This window comes from Streptomyces gottesmaniae (genome assembly GCF_031845845.1).
GTDB lineage: Bacteria > Actinomycetota > Actinomycetes > Streptomycetales > Streptomycetaceae > Streptomyces > Streptomyces akebiae.
Genome location: NZ_JAVRFJ010000001.1, coordinates 160,735 through 173,138, shown reverse-complemented (window position 1 = coordinate 173,138; position 12,404 = coordinate 160,735). Strand labels below are relative to the sequence as shown.

General features: G+C 72.2%; 9 protein-coding genes. 5 read left to right on the top strand and 4 right to left on the bottom strand.

The window, feature by feature from the left end; translation table 11 throughout:
* The first annotated feature begins 59 nt into the window (after positions 1-59).
* Together RM704_RS00700 and RM704_RS00695 are read left to right on the top strand one after the other, a co-directional pair.
* A complete protein-coding gene (locus RM704_RS00700; protein WP_033528702.1) occupies positions 60-2,060 on the top strand; it encodes a GDSL-type esterase/lipase family protein in 2,001 nt (666 codons plus the stop codon).
* Between the two features lie 119 nt (positions 2,061-2,179).
* Positions 2,180-2,521, top strand: a complete 342-nt coding sequence (locus RM704_RS00695) for a VOC family protein (RefSeq protein ID WP_033528701.1) — start codon at positions 2,180-2,182, stop codon at positions 2,519-2,521.
* Between the two features lie 73 nt (positions 2,522-2,594).
* On the opposite strand, the gene RM704_RS00690 is transcribed toward RM704_RS00695, so the two are convergent.
* Positions 2,595-4,082 carry a long-chain-fatty-acid--CoA ligase gene (locus RM704_RS00690; protein ID WP_033528700.1) on the bottom strand — a complete coding sequence of 496 codons (1,488 nt, stop codon included), beginning with the start codon at positions 4,080-4,082 and terminating at the stop codon, positions 2,595-2,597.
* A 150-nt stretch (positions 4,083-4,232) separates the two neighbouring features.
* On the opposite strand from RM704_RS00690, the gene RM704_RS00685 reads away from it, so the two are divergent.
* The 3 genes from RM704_RS00685 to RM704_RS00675 all read left to right on the top strand — a co-directional run bounded on the left by RM704_RS00685 (position 4,233) and on the right by RM704_RS00675 (position 9,212).
* Positions 4,233-5,432, top strand: a complete 1,200-nt coding sequence (locus RM704_RS00685; protein WP_438828875.1) for a PucR family transcriptional regulator — start codon at positions 4,233-4,235, stop codon at positions 5,430-5,432.
* Between the two features lie 109 nt (positions 5,433-5,541).
* The gene (locus tag RM704_RS00680) at positions 5,542-7,746 is read left to right on the top strand and encodes a GAF domain-containing SpoIIE family protein phosphatase (protein ID WP_078937219.1); all 2,205 of its coding nucleotides are present in this window, start codon (positions 5,542-5,544) and stop codon (positions 7,744-7,746) included.
* Between the two features lie 107 nt (positions 7,747-7,853).
* Positions 7,854-9,212, top strand: a complete 1,359-nt coding sequence (locus RM704_RS00675; RefSeq protein WP_052146160.1) for an MFS transporter — start codon at positions 7,854-7,856, stop codon at positions 9,210-9,212.
* 69 nt (positions 9,213-9,281) lie between these two features.
* On the opposite strand, the gene RM704_RS00670 is transcribed toward RM704_RS00675, so the two are convergent.
* From RM704_RS00670 to RM704_RS00660, 3 genes are read right to left on the bottom strand one after another with little or no spacing between them, the layout of a single operon-like run.
* Positions 9,282-9,905 carry a TetR/AcrR family transcriptional regulator gene (locus tag RM704_RS00670; RefSeq protein ID WP_033528699.1) on the bottom strand — a complete coding sequence of 208 codons (624 nt, stop codon included), beginning with the start codon at positions 9,903-9,905 and terminating at the stop codon, positions 9,282-9,284.
* Positions 9,898-10,731 carry a fatty acid desaturase family protein gene (locus RM704_RS00665; protein WP_052146159.1) on the bottom strand — a complete coding sequence of 278 codons (834 nt, stop codon included), beginning with the start codon at positions 10,729-10,731 and terminating at the stop codon, positions 9,898-9,900. Before RM704_RS00665 ends, RM704_RS00670 begins: the two co-directional genes overlap by 8 nt.
* Complete coding sequence (locus RM704_RS00660) at positions 10,728-12,272, bottom strand: phytoene desaturase family protein (RefSeq protein ID WP_063774491.1); 1,545 nt, start codon at positions 12,270-12,272, stop codon at positions 10,728-10,730. Before RM704_RS00660 ends, RM704_RS00665 begins: the two co-directional genes overlap by 4 nt.
* Positions 12,273-12,404: the final 132 nt, after the last annotated feature.

Genomic DNA, 12,404 nt, shown 5'->3' with positions numbered 1-12,404 from the left:
TGGTTCCGTGGGGAGGTTGCTCATGGGAGCGCTCCCACTTCCAGTGAGAAAGGATCCCCATGCTGACCTTCCCCCACAGGTCCGGCAGAGGCGGCGTGGCCGCCGTCCTCACAGCGGTACTCCTCGCCTGTCTGCTGTCGCTGGCGGGTGTCACCCCGGCGCGGGCCGCGCCGGGCGACGGCTCGGTCTCCGACCCGAACATCGTGTACGTCGGCCGCTGGGACACGAGTTCCGGAACGACGGCCGTCGCGCACTGGACCGGCGCGTACGTGCAGACGTCCTTCACCGGCACCACGGTGAAGGTGCGAGCCAGGGACGCGGTCAACTTCTACGTCAGCGTCGACGGCGGCCCGGACGTCTTCCACGCCGGCGTGCGTGGCACGGTGAACCTCACCCCGCGCCCCCTGGCACCCGGCACGCACTCCCTGCGGATCGCCTACCGGTCCGGCGACACGGTGTTCCAGGGGCTGGTCCTGGACTCCGGTGCCCGTACGGTCGCGCCGGGCGCGTCACCAGGGCTGATCGAGTTCGTCGGGGACTCCATCACCGCCGGGGCGCTCACCGACCGGCTGGCCCTGGACTCGTACGCGTGGAAGACGGGCGAGCGGCTGGGCATGCGGCACACGCGGATCGCGCGCGCCGGGTACTGCCTCGTCGCGCGGTCGGGCTGCACGGGTCTGAGCGGACAGTTCTTCAAGGTCGGCAGCACGGGTGGGTCGGACTGGGACTTCTCCCGCTACCGGGCGAACGCGGTCGTCATCAACCTGGGCACCAACGACATCGGGCACGGGGTGACCGGTGCCGAGTTCCAGGCGGCGTACACCACCCTGCTGCGGGACGTCCGGGCCACGTACCCGGACGCGGTCCTCTTCGCGGTGCAGACCCTGAAGAAGCGGTACGTCGCCGAGACCAGGGCGGCCGTCGGCGCGCGCAACAGTGCCGGGGACGGCAGGGTGCGGTACGTCGACACCACGGGCTGGCTCGCCGACGGCACCGACTACGAGGACGGCAACGGGCATCCCAACGAGGCGGGGCACACCAAGTTCGCGAACCGGCTGGCGCCCGTCGTCAGCGGCGCGCTGAACGGCACGGCGACCGCGTCCGCCACCACGCGGGCCGCCGCGCCCGGACAACCGGGCGACCCGAACATCAAGTTCGTCGGACGCTGGGACACCACCGGTTCCGCCACCGCGTACACGCCCTACTGGGCAGGGGCCTACTACCGCGTCGGTTTCACCGGGCGGACCGTCCAGCTGAAGCAGCGGAACACCATCGACTTCTGGGCGCGGATCGACGACGGGCCCGTGAGGTTCTACGACGACGTGAAGGGGACGGTGAACCTGACACCGGCCGCGCTGTCGGCCGGCCGCCACACCCTTCAGGTCAACTACCAGGTGGTGGCGGGCTCCTATCGCGGTGACGCCGTCTTCCAGGGGCTCGTCCTGGACAGCGGCGCGACGACGTTCGCCCCGTCGGCGCCGAGCAGGACGGTCGAGTTCGTCGGCGACTCGATCACGGTGGGCACGACCACGTCGCAGAACGCCCGGACCGCCTACGGCTGGCTGATCGGGGAACGGCTCGGCACCGAGCACACCCAGATCGCGCAGGGGGGCGCCTGCCTGGTGGCCACGGCGGACGGCTGCGTGGGGCTGGAGCGGCAGTACGGCAGACTCAACCCCAACGCGGCGACGCCCGACTGGGACTTCACCCGCTACCGGGCGGACGCCGTCGTCATCAACCTGGGCACCAACGACGTGGGCCACGGGGTGAGTTCGACACAGTTCCAGGCCGCCTACACCAGTCTGCTGCGCAAGGTCCGCGCCGCGCACCCCGGGGCCTGGATCTTCGCGTTGGAGACCTTCCGGGGACGGTTCGTCCCGCAGACCGAGGCCGCCGTGCGGGAGGCGATCGCGGGCGGGGACTCCCGGGTCTCCTTCGTCGACACCACGGGTTGGCTGGGCTCCGGAGACCTCACCGACTCCGTCCACCCCAATGACCAGGGACACCGCGCCATCGCCGACCGCCTCGCGCCGGTCGTCGCCGCGAGGATCGGCGGCTGAGGCACACCGTGCGAGGGCACGGGACCCGCTCGGTGCGCCGCCGAACGAGGCCACCGAGCGGGGGTCCGCGACATGATCACGTACGACCGGTGGCAGCCGGTGCCCCCTACGATGGCAGCATGGCCGTCGTCCTCTTCGCAGGTATCCCGGTGAACGACTACACAGCGGCGCTCTCCTGGTACGAGCGCCTGCTGGGCTCCCCGCCGACGTTCTTCCCGAACGACACGGAGGCCGTGTGGGAGCTGGCCGAGCACCGCTATCTCTATATCGAGCACCGGCCCGGACGGGCCGGTCACGCGCTGCACACCGTCTTCGTCGACGACCTCGACGCCCGCATCGCCGGGATCACCCATCGAGGGCTCGATCCCAGCAGCCGCGAGACCTACGCGAACGGCGTACGCAAGGTCACGTACCACGATCCGGACGGCAACGAGATCGGTCTCGGCGGCGGTCCGCTCTGAGCCGTCCGGCAGGGGGGCTCACGTCTTCGTCCCGGGTGCGGGAGACCGGCCAGTACGGTGTCCGGCGGTCGTGTCATCCCGTCGGTGCGGCGATCTCCCGCTTGAGGATCTTGCCGCTGGGGCCGGTCGGCAGGGTGTCCATGAGCCACACCTCGCGCGGGTACTTGTACGCGGCGACCCGGTCCTTGACGAACTCCCTCAGCTCGTCGGGGGTGGCGTGGGCGCCGGGCCGCAGGACGACCGCGGCCGCGATCTCCTCGCCCAGGTGGGAGTGCGGCACCCCGACCACGGCGGCCAGGGCGACGGCCGGGTGCTCGTGGAGGGTCTCCTCGATCTCGCGCGGGTAGACGTTGTAGCCGCCGCGGATGATCATGTCCTTCTTGCGGTCGACGATGTAGAGGTAGCCGTCGTCGTCCTGGCGCGCGAGGTCGCCGCTGCGCAGCCAGCCGTCCGGGATCGCGGCCGCCGTCTCCTCGGGCCGGTTCCAGTACCCCTTCATCACGTTCGGGCCCCGTACGGCCAGTTCACCGACCTCGCCGGGCGCGACGTCCTGGCCCTTGTCGTCCAGCAGTCGCACCTCCACGTCCTGGATCGGGGTGCCGATGGAGCCGGCCTTGCGGGGCCGGTCGGGGTGGTTGAACGTGACCACCGGGCTGGTCTCGGACATGCCGAAGCCCTCCAGCACCGCGCAGCCGAAGCGTCGTTCGAAGCCGTGCAGGATCTCCACCGGCAGCGAGGCCCCGCCGGAGACGCACATCCGCAGCGTCGACACGTCCGTCCGCGCCGGATGCTGCAGCAGCGCCGCGTACATCGTCGGAACGCCCTCGAAGACCGTGGCGCCGTCCCGTGCGACGGCGTCCAGCACCGCCTGCGGCTCGAAGCGGGGGATCAGGGTGAGCGAGGCGCCGGCGCGCACGGCCACGCTCATCGTGCAGATCTGGCCGAAGATGTGGAACAGCGGCAGACAGCCGACCACCACGTCCTGCGGGGTCATCCGCTGGACGTGGACCGTGTTGACCTCGGTGTTGTGCCGCAGTCCGCCGTGGGTGAGCGTGGCGCCCTTGGGGCGGCCGGTGGTGCCGGAGGTGTAGAGGAGCACGGCCACGTCGTCGTCCGCCGTCTCCGCCACGGCGGGCAGCGGCTCGTGTCCGGCCAGCGCCTCCGCGAAGGCCGCGGGCTCGACGGCCGTGTGCCGCACACCGGCGGCGGCCGCGCCCTGTGCGCCCTCACCGGGCGCCTGATGCCATTCGAACAGCAGCACCGCCCCGGAATCGGTCAGGTGGTACTCGGTCTCTCGCGTCTTCAGCAGCGGGTTCATCGGGACGACGACGCCTCCGGCACGCAGCACGCCGTAGTACAGGACGACGAACTCGGGCACGTTCGGCAGCATCAGGGCGACCCGGTCCCCCGGGCGTACGCCCTCGGCCCTCAGCAGCGCGGCGGCGCGGGCGCTGCGCTCGTCCAGCTCCGCGTAGCCGGTCACCTGGTCTCCCAGCCGCAGCGCGGGACGCCCCGGCTGTCGCTGCGCCGTCTCCACCAGGTAGTCCGCCAGATTGGCCATGGCCCGCCTCCACGAAAGTCGTCGTCGAAATCCGCTGTTCACCTGCACGACATCGTGCTGCCGCCTACGGCGGCGGCCTATGGGCCGGACGACAGCGCCCACTCCCCGCCGTTGTCCGGGGGAACAAAACGTGGGCGCTAAGCTGCGGCGATGGACATCTCGGGCGTGGCCGCCGCACTGCATTCCAGGCTGCCGGAACTGGGTGAGCGGATCGCGGGGCGCATCCGGTCGGACGTCGACGCCTACGACGACGAGTCGCTGATCCCCTTCGACTCGCTGCGCCGCTCGTGCACGGCCAACGCTGACCTGATCCTCAACCACCTCCGTGCGGGTGCCGCCCCGGACCCCAGCCCGGCCCGGGAGACGGGGCGTGTCCGTGCCGAGCAGGGCGTACCGCTGGCGGACACCCTGCACGCGTACCGGGTCGGCTTCGAACTGCTGTGGACGGAGATCGTGGCGGAGGCGCGTACCCATCCGGAGGTCTCCGCCGACCAGTTGGTGGCGAAGTCCGCGGAGATCTGGGCGCTGTTCGGCCTGTACGCGGAGGCGGTCGCGGCGGCCTACCGGGAGACGGCGGCCGAGTTGACCTCGCGGGGGCAGGCCCGGCGGTCGGCGCTGGTGGAGGCGCTGTTCACGGGTGTCATCGCCGACCGGACCACGCTGTGGGAGGCCGCCCGCGAACTGGGCCTGCCCGAGCGGGGGCCCTACGCGGTGGCCGCGGCGGCGGCCGGCGCTCCCGGCGAGGAGCCGCTGGCGGGGGTCGAGGCCTGGCTGCGCCAGGCGCAACTCCCTTCTTCCTGGCGGTTGTTGCCCGACCAGCAGATCGGCCTGATCGCCCTGCCCACACCGGCGGCGGAAGACGCCTGCCTGGGGGTCCTGCGCCGGACCCGCGCCCGGGTGGGGGTCAGCCCGAGCTTCCACTCCCTGCGCGACACCCCGCAGGCGCTGCGCTTCGCCCGGCTCGCGCTGGCCGGGCTGCGGGGCGGTGGTCCCGGCGTGGCACGGTTCGACGACGACCCGCTGGCCATGGTGGTCGCCGCCGCGCCGGCGGAGGCGGCGCACCTGGTGGGGGTGGTCCTGCGGCCCGTGGTCGACCTCCCGGTCGCGGAGCGTGCGCGTCTGCTGCGCACCCTGGAGCACTGGTTCGCCGCCGCGGGTTCGGCGACGGCCGCGGCCCGGAGCCTGTTCGTCCACCCCAACACCGTCCGTTACCGGCTGCGTCGCGTCGAGGAGCTGACGGCCCTGTCCCTCTCCGACCCGCGCGCGGTGGCGCACATCGGCGCGGCCCTCCTGGCCGTCCGGGACCCCGGCACCGGGCACATCGAGCCGCCATCCACCGAACCGGGCTGAGTCACCGCCGAGTCCCCCACGTACACGCGTCCGCGTCCGCACCGGTCGTCGCGCCGCACCGCACCCGCCGGGGCGCCTCATCCACATGCTGCCGCCGCCCCGTGGGCGTATGGTCCGCATATGGGTGACGATCGGCGGCTGCCCGCCCGACCCGTCGAACCGGTCCGGGGCGGGTGAGGACGTGCCTGGTACCGGCGCCCGCGGTCCGGAGCTGCTGCAGTCCGCCCTGATCGAGTTCGCCCGGGAGAGCGGCGCCTCGGTGACGGCGGTGTATCTGCTGCCGCCGGACGAGCCGGTGCTGCAGTTGGCGGTGCTGGGCGGGGTCCCCTGGGAGATCTCCATGCCCTGGGCGCGGGTGGCGCTGAAGGCCCCCTCCCCGGTGACCGACGCGGTTCGCGAGCGGCGGCTGGTGTGGGTGGGCGGCCAGGAGGAGCTGGCGCGCCGCTATCCACGGATGGCGCTGGTCGTGCCGTACCGCTTCACGTTGGCCGCCGCCCCCATCACCACGGGCACGGACGTCTGGGGCGGTCTGGTGCTGCACTGGCCCGCCTCGCACCCGCCGCAGCCGAGTCCCCGGGAGCGGGAGGCCATCACCGCCACCTGTCACCGGCTCGGCCTGCTCCTGCGGAAGGCGGCGGACAGCGGTCACCGGGTACGGCCCGCCGCCGAGCCGGTGATGCTGCCGCCGCTGCGGCGCAGGCTCGCGGGGCCGGCCGAGGCGCAGGCCGCGGTCGACTTCGCCGAACGCCTCCCCGGTGGCAGCTGCTCGCTGGACGCGGACGGGCGGATCACCTTCCTCAGCACCGAGGCCGCCGAGCTGCTCGACGCCGGCATTCCCGAGCTGCTCGGCACCAAGCCGTGGGAGGCGCTGCGCTGGCTGGCCGACCCGATCGCCGAGGACAGCTACCGGGCGGCCATGCTCAGCCGTGAGACGGTGTCGTTCATCGCCCTGCGCCCACCGGACCGGTGGCTCTCCTTCCGCCTGGTGCCGGACGCCTCCGGCATCAGCGTGCGCATCACGCCCACCCACTCGGCGCACGCCCACGCTCCGGTCTCCTCGTCGGCCGCGTCGCGTCCGGCCACCTCGCCCGCCACGGGACGGGCCACGACGCTGTACCACCTGATGCACCTGGCCGCGACGCTCACCGAGGCCGTCGGCGTGCGCGACGTGGTCGACCAGGTCGCCGAGCAGGTCCTGCCGGCGTTCGGGGCGGCCGCTCTGGCCCTGATGACGGCGGAGGACGGCCGACTGCGGATCATCGGCTACCGCGGCTACACCGCCGAGTTGATGGAGCGCTTCGACACCGTCCCGCTCACCTCGGACACCCCCGCCGTGCACGTTCTCACCACGGGTGTCCCCGCCTTCTTCAGCACGTTCGCCGAGCTGGAGCGGGCCTATCCGCCGGCTGTCCTCCAGGACGCGATGGGCGCCTGGGCCTTCCTGCCGCTGATCACCTCGGGACGTCCGGTCGGCTCCCTCGTCCTGGCCTACGAACAGCCCCACCCGTTCCCGCCGGAGGAGCGTGCCGTCCTCACCTCCACCGCGGGGCTGATCGCCCAGGCCCTGGACCGGGCCCGGCTGTACGACACCAAGCACCAGCTCGCCCACAACCTCCAGTCGGGGCTGCTGCCGCACACCCTGCCCCCGGTCGCCGGGCTGGACGTGGCCGCGCGCTATCTCCCGGCCACCCGCGGCATGGACGTCGGCGGCGACTTCTACGACCTCATCCGGCTCGGTCCCACCACGGCCGCGGCGGCGATCGGGGACGTCCAGGGGCACAACGTCCGCGCCGCCGCCCTGATGGGGCAGGTCCGCACCGCCGTCCACGCGACCGCCGGGGCGGCCCCCGACGAGGTGCTCGCCCGGACCAACCGGCTCCTGACCGACCTCGACCCCGACCTGTTCACCAGTTGCCTCTACGTCCACCTCGACCTGGGCGCGCACACCGCCTGCCTCGCCGGCGCCGGCCACCCGCCCCCGCTGCTGCGCCACCCCGACGGCCGCACGGAGCCCCTTCCCCTGCCACCGGGACTCCTCCTCGGCATCGACGCCGACACCGACTACGCGTCCACCGAGATCCCGCTGCCGCCCGGCTCCGTACTGGCCCTCTACACGGACGGGCTCGTCGAGGCCCCCGGCGTCGACATCGAGGACGCGGTCGACGCTCTGGCCGGCGCCCTCGCGCGCGCCGACCCCTCCGGTCCGCACGCCATGGACACCGTCGCCGACTCCCTCGTCCAGCACGCGCGTCGCTCCGCGCCGCGCAGCGACGACATCGCGCTGCTCCTCCTTCACCCCAGTTCACATACCTGATCACCGGGCCAACCCATTGACCCGGAAGCGGGCCCTCCGTAAGGTTCCCGCCATTCCTACGTACGTGACGGCTGTTCAGATACATGAACAGGTGGAGGGAGACAACGATGTCTGACGTCCTCATACCCGATGCCGAGCGGCGTGCGGTCGGCAAGTTCCTGCGCCGCATGCTGCCGATCCTCGTCCTCATGCTGCTGATCAACCAGATGGACCGGACCAACGTCGGCTTCGTCCAGGACGAGTTGCGGGCCGACGTCGGGGTGAGCGCCACCGCGTACGGGCTCGGCGCGGGGCTGTTCTTCATCGGGTACGCCCTCTTCGAGGTGCCCAGCAACATGCTCCTGGAGCGATTCGGCGCCCGGGTCTGGCTGACCCGCATCATGATCACCTGGGGTCTGGTGATCGTGGCGATGTGCTTCATCCACAACGTATGGATGTTCTACGGGCTGCGCTTCCTGCTCGGTGTCGCCGAGGCGGGCTTCTTCCCCGGTGTCCTGCTCTACTTCACCCAGTGGCTGCCGGACTCCAGCCGTGGCCGGGCAAGCGCGATCTTCCTGGGCGGCTCGGCCACCGCGTACATCGTCACCGGGCCGATCACGGGTGCGCTCCTGGAACTGCACGGGGTCGGCGGGTTCGCCGGCTGGCGCTGGATGTTCGCGCTCGAAGGGCTGCTGTCGATCGCCGTCGGCTTCGTCGCCGGTTTCTTCCTCGTCTCCCGCATCCAGGACGCCCCGTGGCTGACGGCGCAGGAGAAGCAGGCACTGAGTTCCGCCGTCGCACGGGACGAGGAGGCGCGCAGCCGGGCCCCCAGGGTGTCGCGGCTCAAGCTGCTGATCCACCCTCAGGTGGCGCTGCTGACCACGGTGTTCTTCGCGATGGCCCTCACCGGGTACGCGATCACCTTCTGGCTGCCCAGTCTGGTGGAGGAGATCGGCGGACTGTCGCCGTTCCAGGTCGGGCTGCTGTCGGCGATCCCCTGGATCTGCGCGGTGATCGCCATGTACTCGATGAGCCGGTTCACCGACCGTGCCCCCGACCGCCGCCCCTACCTCGCCGTCGCCCTGACCCTGTCCGCCACCGGCACCTTCCTGGCCACGCTGGGCTCCCCCTGGTTCGGCCTGGCGGCCATCACGCTCGCCGCGGTGGGCGGCAAGTGCGCGGCCACCCTGTTCTGGCCGATGGCGCAGTCGGGACTCGACCTGAAGATCGCGGCGCCGGGGCTCGCCGTCGTCAACTCCATCGGGAACCTGGGCGGTTTCGTCTCCCCCACGCTCTTCGGCTACCTCAAGGACACCACCGGCACGACGAACGGCGGCCTGTACACGCTGTCGGCGGCCTCGCTCCTCGCGGTGCTCGGCGTGGCGCTGATCCGCAGGAACGGCGGGGGCACGGGCTCGGGCACCGGGTCGGAACCCGCTGAATCCGCCCTCGTGAAGGGGCGGTTGGCGACGGGCGAGGCCCGGTAGGGAGCCGGACGCCGCACGTGGCACCGCGCCCCGCCCACGACCGGTGACGGCGGTTCAGGGCCCCCTCGCTCATCTCACCCTGCGCGCCCGTCTCTTCATGCGGGGCACACGGTCGAAGATCGCGGCGAGGCGGGCCCCCTGGGCGAACAGCGTCTCCGGACGGGAACGGTCGCCGTCGAGGTGGGTGAGCGTTTCCATACCGAGGTAGAAGGCCACGGCCGCCCCGGCCAGGACCCGCACGCGGACCACGGACGCCAGGGGCTTGCCGCGCAGGAGGACCGTGAGCTGTTCCTCGGCCAGTTCCTCCCACTTCCGGGTCTCCAGCGCCAGCTGGGCCGCCAGCCGCGTTCCGGGCCGTGCCCCGGCGTACAACTCCTGGACGGCGGCGATGTGCCCGGTCCGGCTGTCCTCGTCGTACAGCTCGCGCAGCCGCGCGATCACGGCCACGGCGCGGTCGCGGCCGGACAGTTCGGCACGGTAGCGGTCGATGCGTGCCCCGCTGGTCCGTTCCAGCGCCGCCACCAACAGGTCGTCCAGGTCCGCGAAGTGGTAGTAGATCACCCCGGGCGCGAAGCCGCCGGCCTGGGCCACCGCCCGTGCGGTGGTGCCGCCGTGACCGTGGCGGACCAGGCACACGAGGGCTGCTTCCAGGACCCGGTCACGGGTGCCGCCAGAACCTCGGTGCTCAGACAACGCGCACCGGCCGTACCCCGTGCGCGGCGAAGTGGCCTTCGAGTCTGCGGGACAGCTCCGGCAGCCGGTGACTGGGCACCCCCGGGTACAGGTGGTGCTCCAGGTGGTACGTGAGTTCCAGGAAGACGGCGGGGATGATCCTCCCGCGCAGCGTGCGGGTCTGCGTCAACGGGGTGTCTCCGTAGTCGTGGTGCGGCAGATACACCGTCAGCAGCGGGTACACCCAGCTGCCGACGATCGCCATCACCGTATAGAGGAGCAGCCCCGGCGTGTACGGCAGGAGCAGCACTCCCCCGGTGAGCGCGGCGAACGGGGCCGCCGCCTCCACCAGCAGCCAGCGGCGGTCGCGGCCCCGCCGGTAGGACCAGATCCACAGGCGCACGAGGAAGACGGGGCCGTAGCAGACCGCGCCCAGGAGGGACAGGTCGGCGGGGTGGCCCTCCGGGTCGTCGGGGTGCGGGAAGCGGCGGTGGTGCTGGGTGTGCGTGGCCCGGTAGGCGTGCCCGCTCTCCAGCAGGGCCAGCCCCATCGCGAACAGCGCCCAGTCGGTGGCCCGCGGGGACAGGCCGATCGTGCGGTGCACCACGTCATGGGTGACGGTCACGACGGCGACGAAGATCCCGAACACGATCAGCGGCGTCAGCCACCACCAGCCGAGCCACACCGCGCCCGTGAACAACAGCACCCCGGCGCCCGGACGGGCCAGCGCGACGATCCGCTGCCGACGTGTGGTGACGAGCAGGTCGTCGCCGAGTTCGGCGAGGGTGGGCAGGCCCGGGGCCGGGCCGTTCGAACCTGTCGGGCCGGGATTGTCGGATGTGCTCATCCCGCGCGTCTCCTCTCCTTCAGCAGTCCTTCGGCGACGATGCGGCTGCCCAGCACACAGGCGACCGTGCCGAGCCCCGGCCAGGTCGTGTCGCCGACCAGCCACAGACCGGGGCCGCCGAGATCGTGCGGTACGGCGTGCTGGTTGGTGTTGGCGAGGCGCTGGCGCACACCGCCGACCGCGCCCTCGGGGCGGAAACCGAACCGTTCGTAGCTGCGGGGCGTTCCCGTCTCGGCGAACACGGCACGCTCCCCGAGCCGTGGGTACGCGCGCCGCGCGAGGGCGAGGAGCCGTTCCCCGGCCTCCTTCTTGCGTTGCCCGTACTCCGCCGCGTCGAGGTCGCGCCAGTCGGCGAGGTCGGTGTGGGTCGAGAGCATCACGGCCCGATGGCCGGACGGTGCGCTGAGGGTGTCTCCGGGTGCGGACACCGAGACGAACATGTTGTTGCCGTCGCCCAGGGGACGGTCGTAGGAGTGCAGCAGTTGATGGTGCGTCAACTCCTGCTCGGCCACTTCGGATTCGGGCACCCCGAGGAAGGCGACGATCGCGCCGCCGAGGGCGTCCTCGTCGCGTTCCAGGTAGGGGCGGAGCCGGCGGGCCACCGGCAGTCCCGCGCAGATCGTGGCGGCGGTGGCCACCGGGACAGCGCACACGATCCGCTCGGCGTGGAAGGCACCTCGACGTGTCGTCACCTCATAGGCGCCGGGAGCGCCCCGGACCCGGGAGACGCGGCACGCGGTGCGGAGCGTGCCGCCCAGTTCCCGGTAGCGGGCGACCAGCACCCGCCAGAAGCCGTGCATGCCGCCGTGGTGTCTGCTGAGGCCCGCGCCCCGGATGGTCACCCCGAGCGCCGCGTTGATGAGGGGCGCGTCGTCGACCCCCGTGTGGACGGTGTCCTCGACCAGCATGGCGAGCAACCCGACCAGCGCGGCGTCGGCGCGCAGACCGTGGGCGCGCAGCGCGTCACCCAGGGTGCGGTTCAGATGGCGGGCGTACGGAAGCCCCGACCAGCCGACCGCCCGCAGGTCGTGCAGGGCGTCGGCGGGGCCACGGATCGGCAGCCGTACGCCCGCCCGGCTGGCGCGCCAGAAGGTGTCGGCGAGCCGGTCGAGGAGATCCCAGAACGCGCGATGCCGTTCGGTGTCGCCGAGTTCGCGCAGCCGTTCGGCGTGCCAGGCGGCCCGGTCGCGGTGGAGCACGACCTGACGGTCCGGCAGATGGGCTCGGTAGCCCGGAAGTTCCTCGGCGCGCAGCGGCGGGACGCCGACAGCGGCGAGGAGTTCGCCGCCGACACCTCCGGGGCCGAAGTCGACCAGCGTCGTCGCGCCGACGTCGAAGGAGAAGCCTCGCTTGCGGTAGTACCCGGCGCAGCCGCCCGCGTGGCCGTGCGCCTCCAGCACGATCGTGGACAGCCCCGCCCGTTGCAGGCGCAGCGCCGTGGCCATGCCGGCCATGCCGCCGCCGATCACCACCACATCGGCATGACCGCCCTCACAACCGGCCGCTCTCCGGCCGCCGTTCTGAACATTCGTTCTGAACATACGTTCAGAGTGGGACCGTTCATCCTCCGCGTCAATGGTTCGGGCGTGTGCGAAGAGACTCGCGGGAACCGCTCCCGCCGGGATTGCGTACCTCTGTACGATCACCGGTCACACACGGGGCAGTGCGGTGGA